The organism is Corynebacterium falsenii, from assembly GCF_020099275.1.
GTDB lineage: Bacteria > Actinomycetota > Actinomycetes > Mycobacteriales > Mycobacteriaceae > Corynebacterium > Corynebacterium falsenii.
In genome coordinates this window covers 216,910-240,664 of the sequence record NZ_CP083646.1, presented here as the reverse complement: position 1 = coordinate 240,664, position 23,755 = coordinate 216,910, and the positions used below count along the sequence as shown (strand labels likewise).

16 protein-coding genes and 1 tRNA gene are annotated in these 23,755 nt (G+C 62.5%); 7 read left to right on the top strand and 10 right to left on the bottom strand.

Going from position 1 to position 23,755, the window contains the following annotated elements:
* Nucleotides 1-117: 117 nt before the first annotated feature.
* The 4 genes from topA (at nucleotide 118) to LA343_RS01115 (ending at nucleotide 6,893) form a co-directional block, all read left to right on the top strand.
* Nucleotides 118-3,198, top strand: a complete 3,081-nt coding sequence (gene topA / locus LA343_RS01130; RefSeq protein ID WP_025403727.1) for a type I DNA topoisomerase — start codon at nucleotides 118-120, stop codon at nucleotides 3,196-3,198.
* Between the two features lie 509 nt (nucleotides 3,199-3,707).
* Nucleotides 3,708-4,550, top strand: a complete 843-nt coding sequence (locus LA343_RS01125; protein ID WP_052337686.1) for a MetQ/NlpA family ABC transporter substrate-binding protein — start codon at nucleotides 3,708-3,710, stop codon at nucleotides 4,548-4,550.
* Between the two features lie 195 nt (nucleotides 4,551-4,745).
* A complete protein-coding gene (locus tag LA343_RS01120; protein WP_025403725.1) occupies nucleotides 4,746-5,672 on the top strand; it encodes a CoA transferase in 927 nt (308 codons plus the stop codon).
* 60 nt (nucleotides 5,673-5,732) lie between these two features.
* Nucleotides 5,733-6,893, top strand: a complete 1,161-nt coding sequence (locus LA343_RS01115) for an acyl-CoA dehydrogenase family protein (protein ID WP_025403724.1) — start codon at nucleotides 5,733-5,735, stop codon at nucleotides 6,891-6,893.
* Between the two features lie 7 nt (nucleotides 6,894-6,900).
* Here the strand turns inward: LA343_RS01115 and LA343_RS01110 are convergent, their stop codons facing one another.
* The 3 genes from LA343_RS01110 to LA343_RS01100 form a co-directional block, all read right to left on the bottom strand.
* Nucleotides 6,901-8,445: a hypothetical protein gene (locus LA343_RS01110; protein ID WP_025403723.1), complete on the bottom strand. Its 1,545-nt coding sequence runs from the start codon at nucleotides 8,443-8,445 to the stop codon at nucleotides 6,901-6,903.
* 197 nt (nucleotides 8,446-8,642) lie between these two features.
* Complete coding sequence (locus LA343_RS01105) at nucleotides 8,643-9,257, bottom strand: hypothetical protein (protein ID WP_144084531.1); 615 nt, start codon at nucleotides 9,255-9,257, stop codon at nucleotides 8,643-8,645.
* 232 nt (nucleotides 9,258-9,489) lie between these two features.
* Nucleotides 9,490-11,151, bottom strand: a complete 1,662-nt coding sequence (locus LA343_RS01100) for an adenylate/guanylate cyclase domain-containing protein (protein WP_025403721.1) — start codon at nucleotides 11,149-11,151, stop codon at nucleotides 9,490-9,492.
* Nucleotides 11,152-11,248: 97 nt separating this feature from the next.
* Between LA343_RS01100 and LA343_RS01095 the strand changes: the two genes are divergently transcribed.
* Nucleotides 11,249-12,466 carry a DNA polymerase III subunit delta' gene (locus LA343_RS01095; protein ID WP_224209184.1) on the top strand — a complete coding sequence of 406 codons (1,218 nt, stop codon included), beginning with the start codon at nucleotides 11,249-11,251 and terminating at the stop codon, nucleotides 12,464-12,466.
* 87 nt (nucleotides 12,467-12,553) lie between these two features.
* Nucleotides 12,554-12,629: transfer RNA gene (locus LA343_RS01090), tRNA-Thr, on the top strand.
* Nucleotides 12,630-12,685: 56 nt separating this feature from the next.
* Here the strand turns inward: LA343_RS01090 and LA343_RS01085 are convergent.
* From LA343_RS01085 to LA343_RS01055, 7 genes are all read right to left on the bottom strand, one after another.
* Nucleotides 12,686-14,245: a cellulase family glycosylhydrolase gene (locus LA343_RS01085; RefSeq protein ID WP_025403719.1), complete on the bottom strand. Its 1,560-nt coding sequence runs from the start codon at nucleotides 14,243-14,245 to the stop codon at nucleotides 12,686-12,688.
* Nucleotides 14,242-15,513 carry a glycosyltransferase gene (locus LA343_RS01080; RefSeq protein WP_025403718.1) on the bottom strand — a complete coding sequence of 424 codons (1,272 nt, stop codon included), beginning with the start codon at nucleotides 15,511-15,513 and terminating at the stop codon, nucleotides 14,242-14,244. Before LA343_RS01080 ends, LA343_RS01085 begins: the two co-directional genes overlap by 4 nt.
* 373 nt (nucleotides 15,514-15,886) lie before the next feature.
* Nucleotides 15,887-17,428, bottom strand: a complete 1,542-nt coding sequence (locus tag LA343_RS01075) for an FMN-binding glutamate synthase family protein (protein WP_025403717.1) — start codon at nucleotides 17,426-17,428, stop codon at nucleotides 15,887-15,889.
* Nucleotides 17,429-17,593: 165 nt separating this feature from the next.
* Entirely contained in the window at nucleotides 17,594-18,274 is a 681-nt protein-coding gene (locus LA343_RS01070; RefSeq protein WP_025403716.1) for a response regulator, read from the bottom strand.
* A 27-nt stretch (nucleotides 18,275-18,301) separates the two neighbouring features.
* Nucleotides 18,302-18,493, bottom strand: coding sequence for a hypothetical protein (locus LA343_RS01065; RefSeq protein ID WP_025403715.1), 192 nt, complete (start codon nucleotides 18,491-18,493; stop codon nucleotides 18,302-18,304).
* Between the two features lie 99 nt (nucleotides 18,494-18,592).
* Nucleotides 18,593-19,756 carry a sensor histidine kinase gene (locus LA343_RS01060; protein WP_144084530.1) on the bottom strand — a complete coding sequence of 388 codons (1,164 nt, stop codon included), beginning with the start codon at nucleotides 19,754-19,756 and terminating at the stop codon, nucleotides 18,593-18,595.
* A 278-nt stretch (nucleotides 19,757-20,034) separates the two neighbouring features.
* Entirely contained in the window at nucleotides 20,035-22,296 is a 2,262-nt protein-coding gene (locus tag LA343_RS01055; protein WP_025403713.1) for an acyl-CoA dehydrogenase family protein, read from the bottom strand.
* A gap of 219 nt (nucleotides 22,297-22,515) precedes the next feature.
* Here LA343_RS01055 and LA343_RS01050 point away from each other — a divergent pair, with 219 nt between their 5' ends.
* On the top strand, nucleotides 22,516-23,727 hold the full coding sequence (locus tag LA343_RS01050; RefSeq protein WP_025403712.1) for an MFS transporter: 1,212 nt from the start codon (nucleotides 22,516-22,518) through the stop codon (nucleotides 23,725-23,727).
* Nucleotides 23,728-23,755 lie beyond the last annotated feature (28 nt).

The window sequence follows — 23,755 nt, the reverse complement described above, 5'->3', positions numbered from 1 at the left end:
GGTGACCCCCTTTTTGGAAAAAGTCGGTAGGCTCACCTAGAAAAGCATGTAAAGGTTCGCGGGGAAGCGCACTATATATAAGGAATAAACCGAACTAAGGAAGTGTGATCAAGCCCAATGGCTAGTGATGGCGTCAAGCGCCTGGTGATTGTGGAGTCTGGAACGAAGGCTCAAAAGATCGCCCCTTACCTGGGGTCGGATTACATCGTGGAGGCCTCCGTGGGGCACATCCGCGATCTTCCCCGCGGTGCGGCCGATGTTCCGGCAAAGTACAAGAAGGAGCCTTGGGCTCGGTTGGGCGTGAACGTAGACAAGGGCTTCGAACCCCTCTACGTGGTCAGCCCGGACAAGAAAAAGAAGGTCTCCGACCTCAAAGCCAAGCTCAAGCAGGTAGACGAGCTCTACCTGGCCACAGACCCCGACCGCGAGGGCGAGGCCATTGCGTGGCACCTCCTGGAGGTTCTCAAGCCCAAGGTGCCGGTGCGCCGCATGGTGTTCCACGAGATCACGAAGCCTGCCATCCTCGAAGCCGCGAACAACACCCGCGAGCTCGACACGGACCTTGTTGACGCCCAAGAGGCCCGCCGCGTGCTGGACCGCCTGTACGGCTACGAGGTGTCCCCGGTGCTGTGGAAGAAGGTCATGCCGCGCCTGTCCGCCGGCCGCGTGCAGTCCGTGGCGACCCGCGTGATCGTGGAACGCGAGCGCGAGCGCATGAAGTTTGTGGCAGCCGAGTACTGGGACCTGCAGGCACAGATGCAGCTCAGCGACTCAGCGATCTCGGCCCTCACCAGCGGTGGATCCGGTAGCGCTGGCAGCGCCGCCGATGCGGCCAGCCAGAACCCCCGTTCCTTCGAGGCTCGCCTGGCCACCGTTGATGGCCAGCGCGTGGCACAGGGTCGGGACTTCGGCGATGACGGCAAGCTCAAGGCCAGCAAGTCCTCCCAGGGTTCCAAGGAATCCGTCCTGGTGCTCGATCAGCAGCGCGCCCAGGCCCTGGCCAAGGGCCTCGAGGGTGCGGAGATGCTGGTCAGCTCGGTGGAGGACAAGCCCTACACGCGCCGCCCCTACCCACCGTTCATGACCTCCACGCTGCAGCAGGAGGCCGGCCGCAAGCTGCGCTTCACCTCGGAGCGCACGATGCGCATCGCCCAGCGCCTGTACGAAAACGGCCACATCACCTATATGCGTACGGACTCGACCACGCTGTCCAAGTCCGGCATCGATGCCGCCCGCGCTCAAGCCCGCGAGCTCTATGGCGATAAGTACGTGGCCGACGCACCCCGCCAGTACTCCCGCAAGGTCAAGAACTCCCAGGAGGCCCACGAGGCTATCCGCCCCGCCGGCGAAACCTTCGCCACCCCGGGGCAGCTCTCCGGCCGCCTCGACGCGGAGGAGTACAAGCTCTACGAGCTGATTTGGCAGCGCACCGTGGCCTCGCAGATGGCTGATGCCAAGGGCATGTCCATGAAGGTCACTGTCACTGGTGAGGCGTCGACGGGCGAGACCACCGAGTTCACCGCCACCGGTCGCACCATCACCTTCCCCGGCTTCCTCAAGGCCTACGTGGAGGTCTCCGAAACTGCGGACGGCCGCAATGTCGCCGACAATGCTGAGAAGCGCCTGCCGCAGCTCACCCCCGGCGACGAGCTTCGCGCCACCGAGGTCAGCGCCGACGGTCACACCACCAACCCGCCGGCCCGCTACACCGAAGCGAGCCTGGTCAAGCGCATGGAGGAGCTCGGCATCGGCCGTCCGTCCACATACGCCTCGATCATCCGCACCATCCAGGACCGCGGCTACGTGCTGCCGCGCGGCAATGCGCTGGTGCCTTCGTGGGTGGCGTTTGCCGTGGTCGGGTTGCTGGAGGAGAACTTCGGTTCCCTCGTGGACTACGACTTCACCTCCGCGATGGAAGACGAACTCGATGCCATCGCAGCAGGCCGTGAGGACCGCGAAAACTGGCTGCAGGGCTTCTACTTCGGTGACACGTCCCGGCCCGAATCCCCCTCGGCGGCTATCCCGCGGATGGGCGGGCTGAAGCACATCGTGGGCGACAACCTGGAGCAGATCGACGCACGCCGCGTGAACTCACTCCATCTTTTCGACGACGCCAACGGGGTGCCCATCGTCGTGCGTGTCGGGCGCTATGGGCCGTACCTCGAGCGGGTCAAGCCGGTTCCCGCTGGCTCCCCGGAGGGCACGGAGCCGGAAGTCCAGCGTGCCAACCTGCCCGAATCGATGACCCCCGACGAACTGACGTTGGAGGTTGCCGAAAAGCTCTTTGCGACACCGCAGACGGGGCGAGAGTTGGGCGTCAACCCTGACAATGGCCGCACGATCGTGGCGCGCGAGGGGCGCTACGGACCGTACGTGACCGAACTGCTGGGCGAGGACGAAGAGGCCACCGTGGCCGCGAAGGCCGAGAAGCAGTGGGAGGCCGAGCGCGACGAGCAGGACAAGGAGCGCGAGGCCGAGGGCAAGAAGCCACTCAGTCGCGAAACCAAGACGGCGCAGAACCAGAAGGCCAAGCGCGTCAAGGAGATCGTGGAGGCCACGCTGAAGCCGAAGACGGCTAGCCTGTTCAGCGACATGGAGCCGGCGACGGTGACCTTGGACGAGGCGCTGAAGCTCATGAGCCTGCCGCGTGAGGTGGGTGTGGATCCGTCAGACGGCGAGGTCATCACTGCGCAAAATGGCCGGTACGGGCCGTACCTGAAGAAGGGCAACGACTCGCGGTCGCTGGCGAATGAGCAGCAGATCTTCGACATCACGCTTGACGAGGCGCGGCGGATTTACGCTGAGCCAAAGCGTCGCGGGCGGGCTGCGGCGCAGCCGCCGCTGAAGCAGCTGGGCGACAATGACGTCTCCGGCAAGCCGATGAGCGTGAAGGACGGCCGCTTCGGGGCGTATGTCACGGACGGCACGACGAATGCGTCGCTGCGCAAGGGCGATACGCCGGAGACGATGACGGACGCGCGTGCCAACGAGCTCCTGTCGGAGCGCCGGGCGAAGGAGGCTGCCGAGGGCGCTGGTGGCGCGAAGAAGTCTGGCAAGAAGGCCGGGAAGAAGTCTGGCACCAAGGCGGCGAAGAAGTCCGGTGCTAAGAAGGCTGCGAAGAGCTCGGCCGCTGCCCGCAACGCCACGACCCGCACGGTCAAGCGCGGTGCGACGCGGAAGGCTGCAAAGAAGAGCTAGCCCAGGGCGACCTGCTCGCCTGGGTGCCTAGGTTCGTGGGCCAGGTTTGCGGCTAGGTTGGTGCCTAGGTCCGTGGCTGCGGTGTACGAATGCCGTGGTTTGTGCATTGTGGATTTCTAAAACTCCAGGTCGCGATTTTCCAAAAGGCACAAAACACAACATTGTCGCATCTGCAGCCCCTGCGACCTGCTCTGAGGTGGTGATCGGGGTGGTGATTGTGGTGGCGATCGCTCCAGCGACAAGGGAGATAGGGATGGGCCAGGAGGCAGGGGTCCACGTTCGGGCAGGTTGCTCATGGCAAGAATAGTGCAGCCTGGGTGCACCCTCGCATTTGTAGACCGAGCTGTCCGTGGGGTAGTTTTCTACAAAATGAACAGCTCGGTCTAGTTTTGGGAGACTTCACAGTGAAGCGCTTTTTCGGACGCCACTCGGCAACTCACGACTCATCTGCTACAAAGCCAGCCTCCGGCACACGTGCCAACGGTCGCAAGAAGGTGCTGGCGGCCGCGATGGTAGCGGCGACGGGACTCTCCATCGCGGCATGTGGGCAGGGGAGTGATGATGGTGGCGTCGTAAAAATTGGTGCAACCGAGCCAGAACAGAAGCAGTGGGAAGCATTCAAGGAAGAAGTAAAGAAGCTTGATTTCCCCGTGGAGGTCGTGAGCTTCAGCGACTACAACACGCCTAACCAGGCGTTGCTGGATGGCTCTATCGACGTAAACAATTTCCAGCACATGCTGTTTCTCGCGCAGCAAAACACCGGCAGTGGGTCGAACCTCGTGCCCATCGGCGCTACCCAGATCTACACCCTCGGTGTGTACTACAAGGGGCGCAATGACCTAGATTCGGTCGCCAAGGCTGGTGAAGTGGCGATCCCTAATGATGTGACCAACCAGGGTCGAGCGATTCACGTTCTGTCTCAGGCTGGCCTGCTTAAGCTGAAGGACAACAACATTTTGGTGCCTACCCCTGCAGACATTGATGAGTCAGCGTCCAAGGTCAAGGTTGTTCCGGTTGATGCTGCTCAGACGTCTATGTCTTACCTCGACGGTAAGCCCGCGGTCATTAACAACACGTTCCTGACCCGCGCGGGGATCGACCCCAAGTCCGTGATTTTCCACGATGATCCAAACTCGCCGGAGTCTAAGCCATACATCAATGGCTTCGTGACGACCGAAGATCGCAAGGATGACCCGAAGCTGCAGAAGCTGGTTGAGGTGTGGCACAGTGAGCCGGTGCAGAAGGGCTTGGCTGAGGAAACAAACGGCACTGCGGTCCCGGTGCGCATGAGTGGTCCCGAGCTCAATGAGGTGCTCCAGGACACGGAGAAGAAGATGAAGGAGCAGAACTAACTCCGACGCCGCCAGTCGGCCCATCTGCCTTTAGCCTTCGGGTGTGGAGGTTTTTAGAATTCCACCTCGGCAAGTCTCCGGTGATGTTACGGTCAGGAAAAGTTGCCGTGCAAAACTATCTAAACGCGGCACCAGCGATACCCAGCGCTACCCAGTACCACCCAGCATTAGTTACTAGACGTGGAGACAAAGGCAGTGTCGTCCGATTCGGAAGCCCTCAGCGTGCCCGCGGTTCCGCCCGCGACCGCGTACATAGACGCGCCTAGTGCGCACGTCACCCCACACCGCGTGGTCAGCATCGCCACGAACCTGCCAGGCCCCCTCGCCGCGCGCCGGTTCGCCGAGCTCGGCATGCACGTCACCAAGGTCGAGCCACCCAGCGGCGACCTGATGGAGCATTACTGCCGCGCCTACTACGGCGAGCTCATCGCAGGTCAGCACGTCTGCACTATCGACCTCAAATCAGAGGACGGGGCCGCGGAACTGCGCGACCTCCTCGCCCAGGCCGACCTGCTGCTGACCTCTCACCGACCCGCCGCGCTCGAACGCCTCGGCCTTGGCTGGGAGCAACTCCACGCCGATTTTCCGCAGCTCAGCCAGGTTGCCATCGTCGGCCACTCCGGCGACCGCGCCGCGATGGCCGGCCACGACCTCACGTACCAGGCCCACGCGGGCACCCTCGACCCACCGCACATGCCCCGCATCCCCGTCGCGGACATGGCCGGTTCGGAGCGCGCGGTGTCCGAGGGCCTCGCCGCGCTCCTGGACCGCACCCACACCGGTTCCGGCAGCTACCGCGAAGTCGCTCTCGCCGACATGGCCGAGCACTTCGGCGGCCCCGCGCGGCACGGCCTGACCAGCAACGATGGACTCCTCGGCGGCGGCATCCCGCAGTACGGCCTGTACCCCGCCCGCGAAGGCTGGGTGGCCGTGGCCCTGCTGGAGCCCCACTTCCTCGCCGACGGCCTCGAGCTCCTCGGCATCTCCGGCGACCGGGAAGAATTCCAGCGCATACTTGCCACCAAAACCGCCTCGGAGTGGGAGGTTTTTGCTCGACGCCACAACCTTCCCCTCGCCGCCGTCCGCGAAGGACCTCACGCGCCAGACCCTGGGGAGGGGTAGGGGCGTGGGCGCGTGGTGGCGTCGAGAAGAAGAAAACTACACACGGAAAAGAGAACACCCATGAGCGCACTAGATGACCACCGTTCGCCTTGGATGAACGAGGAATTGGACAGTCTGCGGGAACATGCCCGCGCGTTTTTCGAGCGTGAGGCGCTGCCGAACCAGGAGCGTTGGCTGAAAGAGCACGCAGTGGACCGCGAGTTTTGGAACAAGGCGGGCGACGCGGGCCTGCTGTGCCTCGGCATCCCCGAGGAGTACGGCGGGGGCGGCGGCACGTTCGCGCATGAAGCCGTGGTGATGGAGGAGCAGGCGCGGATTTTCGACTCGAGCTGGGGAAACACGATCCACAGCGGCATCGTGGCCCCGTACTTCGTGCACTACGGCACCGAGGAACAGAAGCAGAAGTACCTACCGAAGGCGGCGACGGGTGAGATCGTGTTCGCGATCGCGATGACCGAGCCGGGAACGGGCTCTGACCTGCAGAACATCAAGACCACTGCGGTGCGTGACGGCGACGACTACGTGATCAACGGTTCTAAGACCTTCATCACTAACGGCACGCACGCGGACGTGATCCTCGTGGTGGCGCGGACCGGCGGAAACGAGGTGAAGGGTGCGAAGGGCATCAGCCTCATGATCGTGGAGGCCGAGCGCGAGGGCTTCAGCCGCGGGCGCGTGCTGGACAAGCTGGGGTTGCGCGGGCAGGACACGCGGGAACTGTTCTTCGAGGATGTGCGCGTGCCGAAGGAAAACCTGCTCGGCGAGGTTGAGGGGCAGGGCTTTGTGCAGCTCATGCAACAGCTGGGGCAGGAGCGGCTGGGCATCGCCGTGGGCAGCATCGGCGCGATTGAGGCGGCGTTGCGCGAGACGATCCAGTACACAAAGGACCGCACGGCCTTCGGGCAGCGGCTGCTGGACTTCCAAAACACGCGATTTGAGCTGGCGGAATGCGTGAGCGAGGCGCTGGCCGTGCGAACGCTGGTGGATCTGTGCATCCAGGAGCTGGTGGCGGGGCGGTTGGATCCGGCTCGGGCGTCGATGGCAAAGCTGCTGGCGACGGACAAACAGGGTCAGATCATCGACCGCTGTTTGCAGCTGTTTGGCGGGTATGGCTTCATGCTGGAATACCCGATCGCGCGGGCGTACGCGGATGCGCGTGTGCAGCGGATCTACGGCGGGACGAACGAGATCATGAAGGAGCTGATCGCCCGGAGCCTGTAGGGGTTGGTTACCGGATGACCTTGCGCACCGTCTTGGCGGACTTACCCATCAACAACCGGGTGAAATACGCCCGATCCTCCGGGCCGAACTTAAACCCAGCCGCCGACCGACCACCACCAGACCGCGACGCCGCCCGACCACCAGCACCGGCACCGGCACCGAACCCAGCAGCACCTACACCGCCGGTACCAAAGCCCGAAGCGGCAGACGCCCGACCAAAACCACCCCGCTGACCAACAGCACCCGCAGCAGAACCACCACCAACACCGGCACCCACACCAGGACCAGAGCCGATACCAAGACCAGTACCAGCACCGGTGCCGGTGCTGAAGCGCTGAGCCATCTGCCGGGAGACTTCCCGCGCCATCACCGCCTGACGCGCATGCTGCGGCAACTGCGGCAACCGCTGCCCCACACCACCACGAGATACACCCTGCCCACCAAACGACAGCGCAGGCGACGAGGCAGACCGCTGACCCGAAGCCCGACCACCACCATCGGTCACCACCCCAGGCCGGGAAGCCACACCACCACCGGTGGCCCCCACCCCACCGGCAGACGCAGGTGCCATCAGACCACCAGCAGACTGCGGAGACACCACCGGGGAGGGAGTCGGCTGTGACAGTCCACCGGATGCCGCCGGTGCCGTCGGCGCAGCACCCGCCACCGACGGCGCTTGAGGGGTGCTCGCAGCCGGGGCGGGTTGGGACGCCGAGGCCGCCACCGCCGCGTCATTACCCCGACCAGCCGACCCGGCCGCGGCATCCGCGGCCTGCCCGAACGCATGGGTAGCGGTGCTGGCGGCCGTGGTGGTCAGACCCGTGATCTGACTGACCGGCGTGACCGTGGAACCCTGCCCCACGGTGGAAGTGGTCAACACTCCCCCACCGGTGTGGCCAACGATCGGCACCCCCAGGTTCATAATCGGTGGGCGAACGAGCTCAAGGGAGGGCTGCAGCTGAGTGGAGACGAACGTGGCGACGGCGGATTGTTCCGCAGCCAGTTTCGCCGCGGGGTCGGTGATGGTCGCGGTGGAGGCTTCAATGGCATGTAAGGCCGCGAGGTTGGCCGTACGGATGGTGGGGAATTGAGCGACGGTGGCGGACATGATCTGGGCATTAGCCGCGACGATGCGGCCGGTGCGGACCACGGAGTCGATGGCCTCTCGTGCCATGTCGAATGATGTGCCTATGGTCGTGGCGCTGAGTTGGCGACCGGCGGCATCGAGCTGATCCATGATCGACGATAATCGGGTGGATACTTTCGCCCAGTCGTTGGATATGGCCAGCGGTGCGGCATCGTCGGTACTGAACGCGGCGATCAGTGCTTGCAGCGGCATCGTCGCTTCGGCGGCGGTGACCGGGTCGGTGTACAGGAAATTATGGATGGTGTCTTGCGGGCGGGTATCGGCCATCATTGTGCTGAGGTCTTCGCACCGTGGCGCGTCGGAGTTGATGGAATCAAAGCTGTGCTGGTTATCCCGTTCCTGATCATCCAAACAATCCGTCTGTTGCCGGAGGTGATCGGTGACCCATCCGATGTTCTTGCCCAAATATTCACAGGCCTTCAGACCGCACCCTGGCTGCGAGGCCCACAGGCTCTGGTGAACACCGAACGCCAAGTTCACAGCAGGCGAACCCGTGTACGTCGGAATCTGTGGAATATTGTCAACATTTAACCAAGTGCTTTGAACTAATGCCAGGTGGAGCTTCTGGATGGTAGCCATTAAATCTTCAATTTCGAATCGAATCATTTTTCCCCCGAATTTCCTGTTATGTTTACAAATACTTGTCGTGAGTAGGCTGCACGCAAGCAAGCGGTTCGCAGCTCTGGCTCCATCGTTGCTTCGATCTGAGATGCGTAAATAACCGGCGTACCTTTACTTTTGATCATCGCTACGCAGTCCCGCGGAAGACCTGTGCCGGGAATCGAAAAGACTTCTGGAATGCCAAAATTCTCTATTTCGGAAATCACCTTGTCGGGCGAATGCAGTGGCCAAGAATTGGAGTACCAAACGGCATAGCTGAAGTAGTTGTCCTTACCTATGTCTTCAGGGGTATGGGTGAAGACGCACATTCTCCTTCCCAATCCCTCCTGAGTGCTCTCAGCTACAAGATCGATGGAGGCCAGCCTGCGTTCGACCTCTGGCGCACAGTAATCGGGCAGGCCCTTCAAGCCCGCGCCGAACTCCGCGCTTTCCCCCAGCACTGGCAATTCCAACGGATCCCCCACAAACTTCTGCGACCGCCAAACGTATTTCCCCCACGGGTCGTCCGGCTCAGTCTCGAACCAGATTCCCTCGTGCCCCTGTGGTTGTAGCATACGGCCGTCGTCCGTCACCACCGGTTTGTCAGGGTTATCCACAGCTCCGGCCTGTGAGTCGTTGGCTGTGGATACCGAAAGTTTGGTGGTGGCTGGCGGCCGCGTGTTGGCGTCGAATATAGAGCAACCAACCAAACAAACGGACAATAGAGCAGCGAGAACACCGCTGGTCAGACGTGTAATCCCCAAGAAAACCCCCTTGAATTCTCGACGCTGCCGCGTACAGCAGACAAGTTCAAGATAGCGGCAGCGCAAGAGGTTTGCACGGCGAAAGCTAGCCGCGAGGGGGCTCCTTGGTGTCCATCACGCTGTCGTGGCCGTCGCCGAAGGGGCCGGTCGAGGTGGGACCTGCACTGCCCGAGCCGCCCGCACCCGAACCACCAGCGGAACCGCCAGCCCCCCGCTGCGCGGCATCGCGGTCCGCCAACGTGGGGCGAATCGGCCGCGCGAGTTGCGTCATCTCACGCCGACCGCGCAGCTCCACGGACTTCATCAGCGTCCACCGGCGCTGCTCCGCCTCGTTCGCGGCCCGCAGCGTGGCGGCGCTCGTGAGCACCTGGCCGGGCGTCTGCTTCGCCAGATCCGTGAGGCGCGCTGCCTGATTCACGGCGTCACCGATCACGGTGTACTCGAAGCGATCCTTCGCGCCGATGTGCCCGGCCACCACGGACCCAGCGGCCACACCCACGCCGGCCACGAACTCCAGGCCCTGCAGCTTCGCCTTCAACTGCCGCGCGGCAGCCAAGGCGTGGCCGGCCACATCATCCAACGGCATAGGTGCGCCGAAGACGGCCAGCGCTGCGTCGCCCTCGAACTTGTTGATGATGCCCTTGTTGGCGTGCACCACTTCCACCACGCGGTCGAAGAACTCGTTGAGCGCCTTGACCACGTATTCCGGGTCGCGTTCCGTGGCAAATCCGGTGGACCCAATCACGTCCACGAACAGTACGGCCACATGCCGGGTTTCGCCGCCTAGCTCGGGCTTTTCCTCCAGCGCTCGGCGCGCCACCTCGGTGCCCACGTAGCGCCCGAACAGGTCAGAGACTTGCTGGCGCTGCTGCAATCCGCGCATCATCTCGTTGAAGCCTGCCTGCAGCACGCCGATCTCGGAGGAGTCGTAGATCCGCACGTCCGTGTTTACTTCGCCCCGTCGCACGCGGTTGATGGCGTATTGCAGCTCGCGGATGGGATCCGCCACCGCCATGGAGAATAGCTGCGTGCCGGAGAAGCCTGTCACCAGCGTGGTCAGCGCCAGCGCTAACAGAGCGGGCATGACCTGGTTGCTGTCGTCCGGGAAGTACCCCACCACCGCGGCGAGCATCATCAGCACCATGCCCAGCACCGGCACCGCCGAGGTCAGCGCCCACGTGGTCATCAGCCGGTGCGACAGCGGCGATAGGCGCGAATGATCCGGTGCGCCCTTCGCCAACGCGCGGGCCGCGACGGGGCGCACGAGCCGCTCGGCTTCCATGTACGTCATGAGCCCCACCATCAGGCCGCCGAGCACGGCGCAGACCGCCACGGTCACGCCCCACCGGGTGGAGTATTGCAGCGCCACCACGGTAAACACGATCACGCCGATGCCCCACAGGATTGCCCCGGTCACGGTCTGCAGCAGGGGAATGCGCAGCACCAGGTCCCGCACCATGTTCGGGTCGTAGGCCTTGGGGTTGCGTTGCCAGCGCAGCACCGGTGCGAAGAAATACAGTGTCATCGCAATGCCCGCGACCACGGCGAAGGCGAAGTATGCCACGTAGAGGGTCGCAGTGGTGGTGTTGAGGCTGGTCAGTTCCTTGGCTTCCGGGAGGGGGATGAGGAAGCGGAGGAACGTTGCGACCGCCAACGCGCCCATGACGTTGGTGGTGAGGACCGTCGCTGCGTACAGGGGCCAGGAGGTTCCCCAGGCCCACGAGAGGTAGCGCAGCAATTGTTTCATGCCCTCCAGACTATCGAACGTTGGTGGTTTAGTTGTCGCATCGGTTATCCCATCCGGTGTCGTATCCGGTGTCCCATCTGTTGTCTAGACTGTGGGTGTGAGTGAGACTCAGGATCTTTCGGCGCCGGAGGGCGTATTCGCGCGGATCACGTCGCCTGCCGTGCGCGTGCCGTTGCGCCGTGCGGTGACGGATCTGCAGTCGATGACGCACTCGTGGTTGTTTACGGGCCCGCCGGGTTCGGGGCGCTCGATCGCCGCGAAGGTTTTTGCCACGGCGTTGGTGTGCCCGCATGGTGGGTGCGGTCGTTGCGAGCAGTGCCGTTCGGCGGACGCGGGCACACATCCGGATATTTTGTGGGTGTCGACGTCGGGTGTGGTCCTCGCTGTCGATGACATCCGCGAGGTCGTGCGGGAGGCTGCGAATATGCCGACCGTGGCGCGCTGGCGTGTGGTCGTTGTCGAGGACGCTGACCGGCTTTCGGACGGTGCCGCGAACGCCTTGTTGAAGTCGGTGGAGGAGCCGCCGCCGCGCACGGTGTTCCTGCTCTGCGCGCCGTCGACCGATCCGCAGGACATTTCGATCACGCTGCGGTCGCGGTGCCGCCACGTCTATGTGCCCACTCCTGGTGTGGCTGCGGTTAAGGATGTTCTTTTGTCCGACGCCACCCTAGGGCTCACCGATGAACAAGCTCAATGGGCCGCCAGTGTCTCCGGCGGACACATCGGCAGGGCGCGGCATCTGGCGCGGGAGGAGCGTGCCCGTGCCAAGCGAGCGACTGCCCTGAAACTTCCGCAGATGGTGTACGAGTCGGGCAGGTTGTTCCTGTTCACCTCCGAGCTGGTGAAGAAGGCCACGGAGGAGGCCGCGAGTGCCCTTGAGGCCGATGAGCAGCGCGAAAAGGCGGAGCTGGAAAACAGCCTGGGCGTGGGCGCGAAGGGACGCGGCGCGGCGAAGGCGCAGCGCGGTGCTTCTGGCCAGATGAAGGAGCTGGAGAAGGAGCAGAAGAATCGCCGTACCCGCCAAACACGCGATGCCCTGGATCTGGCGCTCATCGATGTGGCGGGTCTGTACCGGGATGCGATGATGCAGGCTGTGGGCGCGGTGGATGACGATGGGGCGCCGATCGGTGGCTACCAACACCCGGATATGGCTGCGACGTCTCGGGAGTTGGCGCGCCGCAATTCCGGCGAGGCGTTGGTGCGGTGCATCGATGCGGTCAGTGAGTGCCGCGAGGTGCTGGGATATAACGTGAAGCCGGAGGTAGCGTTGGACGCGATGGCCGGGCGCCTGCGGGAATGCTGTGGCGTTGTCTAGTTGCAGGCCTGTTTTGGTGCCGGGGCTGGTGGTGCACTAGGATAACGCTTCGTACAACATCCGCTTCTCACGGCGGTGTTGCTACGCGCCGCTTTAGCTCAGTCGGCAGAGCGTTTCACTCGTAATGAAAAGGTCGCGAGTTCGATTCTCGCAAGCGGCTCCAGCAAAACATCAGGTAAAAGCCACTTTCTCGAAACTTGAGAAGGTGGCTTTACCCGTTCACCTGGTTCCCGCAGGATCGGACGAGGTCAGCAGCGTTGGTCGATACACCGGCTCCCGCGGCGTCACGATCACAGAGACTGGGTCCTGCCCACCACTCTCAATGACCAGCTCAGCGGCGTTATCCGCAGATACCACCCTGCCATTCGTCACCCGCACCGTGTACCCGCCCGGGAACGCAGTCGGCGGAATCCGCACCACGCTGCGGGAGCCAGCCGGGAATACCCCATCGCGCGCGGGCCGTTCTGAGCTCCACGTCAGAGCGAACGTCCCGCGGTCGTCCGTGCCCCACCGCAGCGGCGTGCCGGCGATCGCTTGCGGGTACGCCCGCTGAATGTCGCGCAGGTTATCCCAGTTCACATTCACCCCAGCCGGCGCCTGATGCGGGTCGATCACAATGGCCTGATCCTCGGGCGAGGGCGCTGAGGTCGTATGATCCGGTCCGCCATAGCTCCAGTGGAACCAGCTGATCATGTTGGCGTCGGCGATAGAGCTTTGCGTGCGCAGCACCCCCGGGTTACCGATGGCGCCAAATTCGGTCATGGCAAACGGGATGTTCCACTTCTCGGCGTACTCACGCGAGCGTTGCGCGTTGAGCCGTTCCTGAGGGTCGCAGACGAAACCGGGCAGGTCGAGGCCGATATTGCACAGGAACGAATAGGAGTTGAACGGGTAGACCTCGTTGGGATCCACCGGCGGGCCCATGTTGGGGTGCGCGCCCAGCGCCGAGGTGATGTAGGCCATCGGCCAGATGCTCGTCTTTTTGTCCGACGCCCGAATCGCGCCCGCAACCTCGGCATTGAGGGTGCGCAACTTGTCCGTGACCTGGGGTGGGCACAGATCTGCCTGGCAGAGGAGGAAAGTCCACCCCGGCGTGGGCTCGTTAATGGGACTGTAGCCGATGATCCCCGGAACCGAGGCGAAGCGCCGTGCTACGTGCCCCCACATGGTGACGTAATGCGTGCGGATGCCCACGCCGTCCGGGCCCGGGGCGTTGTTGAAGAAGTTGCCGACCGCTTGGTAGACGGCCGGGCTGAACTGGGCGGCGATGAGCCCGCCTGGGATGGCGGGGAAGTTGTCGTCGATGCTGGCCCACTCCGGTGCACCCTCGCCACCGTACTTGCTGGACCAGGCATCTTGGTGCACTTCCAGCAGAGTTTCGATGCCGGCGCGTGAGAGCTGGCGGACGGTGTCCTCAATGGTGTCCAGGTAGTGGTCGTCGTAGTGGCCCGGCGTGGGCTCCACGGCTTCCCAAATGATGCCGAGGCGAACGGCGTTGTAGCCCTGTTCCTTGAGGAAGGCGATATCGTCTGCGCCGAAGCCGATAGAGCCTGGCGTGTAGGGCGGCTTCTTGGCCACCACGTTTTCGCCGTGATAGATCACGGCTCGACCTTGCGGGTCGACGATCCATCGGTTGGCCGTTGCCGGGCGTGAGACCTCGGTGGTGGAGGCGGGTGCTGCGACTGCGGTGACCCCGGCGGTGGCTCCGACCGTGAGGGCGATGGCGCAGAAGCTTGCGAGAAGGCTGGTGAAGCGGCTGGTGAGACGGGAGCGGCTCATGAGATCACCGCCTGCACTGCGGTGGTCTTGCTGGCGCGTTGGCTGGTGGCCCGGCTGGTGGTCCGATGCGCGAGTTGGCTTTCGATGATGTCAGCGGCACGCTCTGCACCACCGGCGCGGGCGAGCTGCCGAGCCACTGCGGCGGTGCGGGATTTCAGCGCCATGGCTGCGGTGACTTTGGAGTGCAAAGCGGAGGCGGTGAGCTTGGTGGGGGAGAGCACTTCACCTGCGCGGCAGTGCCGAACCCGTTCGGCCACTTCTCGTTGATCCCGTCCGAAGGGCACAACCACGATCGGAATGCCCTTGACCAGAGCTTTCTGGGTGATGCCCATTCCGCCGTGGCAGATCACGACAGCACAGCGGTCCAGGATGGCATCGTGAGACAGGAAATCCACGACTGTCGCCTGGGATTTCGGGCGGAAAGTCAGCGGGTCCAGGGCGCCGGTGGTTACGACGGTATGCAGGCCAGTGCCTTCCAAGGCGTCGATGGCGACTTGTCCCAGCTCGGCATCGTCTTGGAACTCGGTGGAGCAGGTGACCAGCGCGATGGGATCGGTGACGTCGCGGAGCACGTCCGAGTCGCTGACGGGTGGTGACCAGGTGCCGGGGCCGACGAGGTGAACATTGTCTGGCCACTGTTTCCTCGAATATTCGAGGGGCTCGGCGGTGAAGTTGATGATGGCGGGCGGGCGCTGGAGCAGGTCCGTGGTGTGCCGGAGAGGTTCCAGCCCGTGTGTGGTGCGCAGCGCGTTGACGTCTCTGATGCTGAAGCGATCCCACAGGTGCGTGAGAACGCGGCGCAGTGCCTTGTCGCGCAGTGCGCCGGTCGTACCGGTGGAACGCTTGAGGCCCATGCCGAATGGCGGGTCGTCGGGAAGGTTGAGCGGCAGGAAGGTGGGGCTCCAGAGTGCCCACGGAAGGCCGGAGGCTTCCGCCGCGATCTGGCCGCCAAAGGTCGTGAAATCCACCATGACCATGTCCGGTTGTGTTTCCGCGATGAGGCTGGTGAGCTCGCGGAAATCATGAGGCATACGGCTGACGAGCTGGCGAAGCACCGCGTTGAGCGCCCCGATGGAGTTGGTGGCTTGCCAGTCGTCGAGCTGGGCGTCGTTGAGAGTGTCGCTGAGCGGGATTGCCGTGAAACCGAGATCTTCGAGTGTCTGCGTTTCGCTGGAGAGTGTTTTCACCACGATGGAGTGGCCGCGTGAGCGGAGTTTGATGAGGGTATCCACGAGGGGATAGAGATGCCCCTTGGCAGGGGATGTCATCACTGCGATTGTTGACATGTGAACGTCGTCCTAAAGGTAGGCACGTCTTCCAGTAGGTCCTGATCCGGCCGGTGTTGCAGCGTGATTGAGGGACACGAATGCGAGTGGACGAATTAAGGGTGTTCCGAAAAGCTGCGAAACAATTCGGATGGAGACGTGATGCTGATGAGGAGCATTGATAAGCGTACCTTATACGGAAGCTGAGTAAAGGGGCCGCAGCAGATGCTGCGACCCCTTTTGGTCAGTGTTGATAGGTTTCCGATGATGGATTGGCTCAAGCTTCTCAAGCTACCTATCAACGCGCGGATACCGCGACCTACCGATTCCCACTAATTCCCACGGGTGGTAATGGGATCCGTAGCGCGATCAGCGGTTAGATCCGCGTGCGGGTTCCTCGGGTAGACGGCTCGAAGTTGTCCGCGCTGGCCTGCTTCCAGTACTCGGCCCACACGCCCTTCGGCTCCTCAAGCAGCTCGCCGTCGGAGAGCCAGGTGAACAGGTCGAGGTAGGTTTTGGTCTCGGTAGCGCTGATCACCTTGCGCAGCATGTGCGGAGCCAGCTTGGATGGGTGGTCAACACCCATGGCAGCCATGAGGTTTTCGGCCTCCTTGGCGGTGGCATCGTGGTAGTTGCGCACGCGGATGGCCTTTTCATCCACATCCAGAGCGCGCTGGCGCCACTGGCTCTGGGTGGCCACGCCCACGGGGCACTTACCGGTGTTGCAGACTCGCGCCTGGATGCAGCCGGCGGCCATCATCATGGGGCGGGCGGCCAGGGTGATGTCCGCGCCCTGGATCAAGCGGCGAACGATGTCGTTGCCGCCCGTGATCTTGCCGGAAGCGCCGAGGGCGATCTTGTCGCGCAGGCCGGTGCCCACCAAAGCGTTGTGTACAGCCATGAGGCCATCGGTGAGGCGCATGCCCACGCGGTCCTCGAACTCCACGGGCGCTGCGCCGGTGCCGCCTTCTGCACCATCGACGATGATGTAGTCCGGTCCGGTGCCGACGGCGAGGATGGCCTTGCAAATAGCCAAAATGTCGGTGTGGTTGCCCACGCACAGCTTGAAGCCGATCGGCTTTCCGCCGGAGAGCTCGCGGAGCTCCGCGATGAACTCGATGAGCTCGGTGGGGGTGGAGAATTCCTTGTGGGATGCGGGGCTGATGCAGTCCTGACCACGGGGAACGCCGCGGATCTCGGCGATTTCAGCGCTGATCTTCGATGCCGGAAGCTCGCCACCAATGCCGGGCTTGGCGCCCTGGGAGATCTTGATGGTGATCATCTTGACGTTGTCGATCTGCGACTTCTCCTTGAACAGGCCGCGGTCCAAGTGTCCGTCTTTGGTGCGTGCGGAGAAGTAGCCGGAGCCGAGCTGCCAGATGACGTCGCCGCCATAGCGCAGGTGGTACTGCGTGAGGCCACCCTCGCCCGTGCTCTGTGCGAAGCCACCGAGGGCTGCGCCCTTGTTCATGGCCATCACAGCGTTGGCGGAGAGGGCGCCGAAGCTCATGTCGCTGATGTTGTAGCGAGAGATATCGTAGGGCTTCTTGCAGTCCGGGCCGCCGATGGTGGCGCGGAAAGGAATGTCGATGTGATCCAGCGGGAATGCTGAGTGCGCCAGCGTTTCGTAGCCGAACTTGTCCATGTCCGACTCGGTGCCAAACGCGGTGGCGGAGCCGAGGCCCTTGGCGCGCTGGTAGATCATTGAGCGGGTGGTGCGGTCGAAGGGGCGGCCTTCGCCATCGCCCTCGATGAAGTACTGACGAATCTCCGGCCGGATGGTCTCCATGGCGTAGCGCAGGTGACCGGCAACTGGGTAGTTGCGGAGGATGGAGTGTTTCTTCTGGGTGAGGTCGCGAGCAGCGAGCCCAGCGGTAGCTGCGGCCGCTACGGCAGCGATTTTCTGTGGCAGTTGCATAGTGGTAGTCCGAACTTTCTCGTCGCGTAAGTTCTTTACCCAACCCATGCTAATACCGTTTATTGCTATCGCGCCGGGGCTGGCACCATTCTGGTGCATTCTGCACAGTATCTTAATAGGCATTCACCCAGCTCAGGGGCTGCAGAATTGCAAAAATATACCGTTTTACCAGCCTGCTCGAATAGCAGCCGTGGCTAGTTTTAATCGCGATGAGGCATCAAATTTTTGCATCAGAGACGATACGTGCTTTTTGACGGTCGATTCTGCATACCTGGACTCCAGCGCTATTTCCTTATTGGACAGCCCTTGAACGATAAGTCGAAGCACGGCCTTCTCGCCGTCGGTGAGTTGTGCCGGAGATGTGGCTCGAGTTTTCGACCAACTTCCGCGACCGTCCTCTGCTGCGTCGACCGGAGGGATGTAGTCCAGTAGGCGGGAAAGGCACTCGGGGGACACGGCCGTGCCACCGTTAACTGCGTCTTCGACCGCGGCGATGAAGCGCTGGGGGCGAGAGTTTTTGATGATGTAGCCGCTGCCGCCGTGGCTCAGGATCTCGAGCATGGTTTCGTCTGTATCCATGCTTGTCATGGCGACAAAGGCGGGGACGTGCGACAGGTGCTGGATGTTCTGGAGCAGTTCCAGGCCACCCATCTCTGGCATGTGGATATCGGCCAGCACGACGTCGATGGCAGCTGGGTCTGCGCTGATGCGCTGGAGGGCGGCGCGACCGTTTTCTTCCTCGCCGACAATTTGAATGGTGTCACTGACAGCAAAATAATGCCGCAGTGCGGTCAGCACGGCGGCATCATCATCCACTAACAAAGTGCGGATGGGGGAGGTGTTCATAGGCCTAGCCTACGTCCTCAAGGCAAGTTAGCACCACACCATTTCAGGGTGGACGCGGCAGCTGAAGATCATGTACGGAGCCTCGTAGGGGGTGTACTGAATTTTCTGGGTGGTCGGTGCGGGTTGTGCGGCTGCGATTCCGGTACCGCCGAGCATCATGACGATGCCGGCCCCCGCTGCGACAGCGGCCTTTGCGAAGCGATTGTTCTTGAATGACATGATAGCTGTGTTCTCCCTACGAATAAGAAGCTATATACAAAAGATAGTCTAGAGTCAGGTACTTATATTTGCATCTCATGTGGCGGGCATCACAGGAACCTAGCGCTGGATCTCGATGTCAAGCGACCATAGAGGCCCTGCCGGAGACTCGACGACGTGACCACGCGCGGATCCCTTCGTGCGTTTTGCCCACTGAGTCAAGCTCTCGAGCCCCAAACCTGATGACATGATCGTCTTTCGTTTCGCGGGCAATTCTTCGGCAGTTTTGCATAGGTTCCGAATGTACAAGGTCACTCGCCGCCTGCTGCTGCGAATGGCGAATTCCACGGTGGAACCGGGCTTTGCATACTTGAGGATGTTCGTTGAACCCTCGAACAATGCTCGCTGAGTGAGCATGCGCTGCTGGTTGCCATCTGGCAAGAGAGCTGCGAATTCTCGGGATGACAAGCTGGTGGCCCGTGCCTCGTCGCGGAATTGCACGGTGAAGCCGTGATTCTTGAGAAGACGAATTGCCTGCTCGAGTGACTCCGCTGGGCGAAGCGCAGGGTTGCCCGGTTTTTGCCAGTCGGTGGTGGTGAGAGCATTGAGTAGCTCTCGTAGTTGAGTCATCGCTGTGCGTCCTTCTTCAGCGATGAACTCAAGGGATTCGCGTAAATGCAGAATCTCAATGTCATTCTCTCGAGCAGTGGGCTCAACTATTTTCGCTTGCTGCTTGCGCAGTGCGTCGATCTGAAGGCCGAGAGTTTCGGACTTCATGACGACGGAAGTAAGTGATGAAGCCACGTTGTCATGTAGAGATTCCGCGAGCTGGCTTTGCTTCGTCTCGAGCTCACGGCGCCATTCCTCGGTGAGATCTCTGCGTTGCCGATCCTTATGCCCTAAGAACCACCCCAATGCGTCGGCCACACAAAGAAACCCAGTCCAGATAATTGCTGCCATGAGATCGGCAGATGCGACCGAGTCCGTTAGCGTTTTTGCGGAAGGGTCTAGGACTCCCCAGGCGCCGAGCAAGACTGTGCACATCACCGTTAACCAAATGCGGCCTGAGTAAGCGATGATCCCGCAGAAGACGGGAACCATGAACGTAAAAGCTGCGAACTCGCTCGACGAATGAATGGTCGCGAATCCCAAGGCAGCGATGAACAGCGGTGCTGCGATGCGGGGGAACTTCACCGCAGCGGCGAGCAAAATCGACAGCGCCAACCCCATGAGGATCGTGAACAAGCGAACCTCTTGTGGCTCCAGCAGGAAGTTGAGTGCCACAACCACGAGGCTGGCGACGAGAACCCACAGGTCAGCCCCCACGCGGGGTCGGCGAGCGGGAGACGCCGAGCGCGGCCTGTCCGCCGTAATACCCTGAGAATCCACGATATGGCCTGTCTACGAATGGCTCCGTGGTGGCGTCGGAATAAAGAAAGACTAACCAGAGCCGAAGGTTCCTGGTCATCGCCACCATAAGTACTGAAGAAATTATACGCAGTCCCATCCAGTGAGAAGAACTGGATGGGACTGCGTGAGAAGGCGTATCGTCTCGAAAACTCCTACCGCTGCGCCTCGGAGCGTGCTTGCTCAGACGCGGAAGGGTCAGAGACCCACTTGGGGGTCATGTCCTCGTAGGACTCCATCATCGTGACATTCGTGATCGTGCTCGGGATGCCGAACGCATCCACTAGCACCTGCGACCATGGACCCAGCGAATCGCACAGATCGTTGAGCGCCGCGCGGGCAGCCTTCGTGCGCGTGCCGGAAAGCAGGTTCTGTTCCAAGTACCACGAGGCGTTATCTACGATGCAGCTGAGGAAGAAGACGTCGCGGATCTGCTCCAGAACCTGGCTCCCTTCCTCCGACTCCAGGCGGGATTCGGCATCCACGAAGGCCTCGAAGATGATGCGATCCACGTGCGCCCAACCCACAGCGAGCAGGTGGTCCTGGGCCTTGTCCACGACCTTGGCTGCTTCCTCCACACCCAGCTTGCGAGCCGCGCGTAGGCGGCGAGCGAGCGACAACATCATGCGATCCTCGCGCTCAGTGAGCAGCTCGAGCTGGTAGGCAGGGTCGAACAGGGATGCGTCATCGCTGTCGCTGAATGTATCCACGAGGTTCTGCAGAATTGCATCGGCGGCGGTGCGGCGGCGCAGCAGGGTACCGAAGCTATCCAGGCCGAAGCGGACCATCTCCATCGGCTTGAGGCCGCCGAGCTCCTTGGCGAAGCCGGTCATGAGCTCCTTGGCGGCGAGCTGCATCATCACCACGTTGTCGCCCTCGAAGGTGGTGAACACATCCGAATCGGCCTTGAGTGTGGTGAGCAAGTTCTCCGCCATGTACCCGGCGCCGCCGCAGGCTTCGCGCATGTCCTGAATGGTGTCGGTGGCGTGGGCAGTGTTCGCAGCCTTCAGTGCGGCGGCGTGGGCCTCGACCTCACGCTGGTCGGCCTGCTGCTCCTTGGTGAACACGGCCGGGTTCAGGCCCAGCTGATCGAGCTCGTGCACGCGGGAGATCAGGTGGTTCGTGGCGAACTGTAGGCCATAGCTGCGGGCGATTCGCGGGATGAGGCGCAGGCGGTGCCAGCGGTGCTCGATGAGCCGCTTCTCCGGCAGGGAATCATCCGGTGCGAACTGGCGGCGCAGGTTCGCGTACGTGGCGCCGATATCCAGCGCGGTGCGGGCGGCAGCGCCTGCAGCCGCTCCCACGGTCACGCGACCGCGCACGAGCGCGCCCAGCATGGTGAAGAAGCGGCGGTTCGGGTTGTCGATATCGGAGGAGTAGTTGCCCTGCTCATCGACATCGGCGAAGCGGTTGAGCAGGCCCTCACGCGGGATGCGGACGTTGTTGAAGCTCAGCGTTCCGTTGTCGACGCCTTTAAGCCCGCCCTTGTAGCCATGATCTCCGAGGTGGACACCCTCAACGGCGGAACCGTCGTCCTCGCGGATGCGAACCAGCAGGCAGTGCACACCCTTCGATTCCTCGTCCCCGGGAACGAACAGCTGCGCGAACACCGCAGCCCAGCGACCATCGCGGGCGGCGTTGCCGATGTACCACTTCTCCGACGAGGCCGTGGGGGAGTTGATGATGAACTCCTGGGTCTCCGGATCGTAGGTGGCTGTGGTTTCGAGGTTTTGCACATCGGAACCGTGACCGCGCTCCGTCATGGCGAAGCAGCCCAGGGCGTCGAGGTTGATGAGATCCTTGACCATCTGCTCGTGCCGCTCGGAACCGAGGTTGCCCACAGCGCCGCCGAACAGGCCCCATTGCACGCCGGACTTCACCATGAGCCCCAAGTCAGAGTGCCCCAGCATCTCGATGGAGGTCAGGCAGTAGCCCGTGTCGCCCGTGCCGCCCTGATCCTTGCGGAATGCGGCATGGGGCAGGCCGGTTTCCAGTACCTTGCTGAGCTGATCGGTGGTGTGCGCCCGAGCTTCCTCCAGGTCGAAGTCGGGGCGGGGGATGAAATTACCCGTGGCCAGCAGCTCGCGCATGCGGCTGCGAGCATCGACGAACTCGCCATCGAGGACGGACTTCAGATCCTCGGTCACGTGGGCGGCTACTAGCTCGTCCGGTGCGGCGTTGAGTGTTGCGGGGGCATCCTTCGCGCGGCGGATCGAGAAGCGTCGGGTGGAGTTTTCTCCCTTGTCGTGTCTGCGGTCGTCTCCGCGTTCTTCACTGCGGTCTTCACCGCTGTTTTCTCCACGCATGGGGTTCTCGGTGGAGCTTCCAGCGGAGTTCTGCGGATCTTCCGCAGCAGGGCTAGTGGCGTTGCCCTCGGGCTGGAGTGCATCGTTCCCAGAAGTGGTGTTATGTGACATAACTTAACCTTACCTTCAATTGTGATCTGTGCTGCACAATTTTAATAATAAATTCATGTCTTTTGTCTAGGGGACATAGGTAACTCTCAGCTAACTGTGACAAAGCTGAACTGGAGGCTCCATCAGTGCCGGTCCCATCCCGCTCCTGCGCCGCCCGGAATCCGATAAACGTGACCCGCGCCACCGCGCACACCACCTACAGGCATACACTTGGTGACTATGCCAAGGAATAAAAATGCATGGAAACTCGTAGCTTTTGCCGTGCTCGCCGTGGCATGGGGAGGCAACGAGTTCACCCCCATGATGGTGTTTTACCGCCAAGAACACGTGTTCAGCCGCGTGTTCGTGGATGCCCTCCTGGCGTGCTACGCAGCAGGCATCGCAGTTGCCCTGTTGCTCTCCGGCCCGCTTTCCGACCGCTACGGCCGCCGCGTGGTGATGCTCCCCGCACCGGTCGTCGGCCTCGTGGGCAGTATCCTCATCGCCCTGGGCGAAACCAACGAGCCCCTCATCTTCATCGGGCGCGTCCTCTCCGGCCTATCCATCGGCATGGCTATGACCGCAGGTGGCTCGTGGATCAAGGAACTGTCCACCACTCACTTCGACCCCACAGCCAAGCCAAACTCCGGCGCCAAGCGCGCCACCATGTCCCTCACCTTCGGTTTCGGTGCGGGCGCAGGACTGGCAGGAGTGCTCGCCCAGTGGCTGCCCGCTCCCGGCCAGATCACGTACATCGTCCACATCCTCCTGTCCATCGCCGCGCTCGTGGGTCTCTCCCGCATCCCCGAAACGCGCCAGTCTGCTCACCTCAAAGTGCGCGGATCGTTCTGGACTGACCTGCGTGTGCCGTCGATGTGGAACCCGCGGTTCATCTTCGCCGTGCTTCCCATTGCCCCCTGGGTCTTTGGTTGTGCGGGCGTGGCCTACGCGATCATGCCCAGCCTGGCTCAGTCTGAGTCTTCGACGCCGATTGCGTTCTCCGCTCTCGTCACCGCCCTGGCGCTGGCGCTCGGATTCTCCATCCAACAGGTATCCCACTGGTACATCCGGCCCAACAACTCCCGTGCCCAGCAGGTAGGCCTGGTCATCGTGATCATCGGCATGATCATCGCAGCGTGGACGGCCAAGGTCGGATCCATCGCGGGCACCATCGTGGTCGCAGTTCTGCTCGGCACCGCCTACGGCATTTGCCTCATCACCGGCCTCACGGAGGTGCAACGCATCGCAGGCCCCGATGACCTCGGCGGTCTGACCGCAGTGTTCTACGCCTTCACCTACATCGGCTTCTTCTTCCCGATGATCCTCACCCGCCTGAGCGAGTGGTTCACCTACCCGATCATGCTCGGCTTCGGCGCCGTCATGGCCGCTCTGGCCTTGGTGGTCGTTACGATCACGTCGAAGAAGTTCATCCCCGCCCCTGCCGAGGCCTAGCGCGGTCCGTGAGCCCAGTGGCAGATAG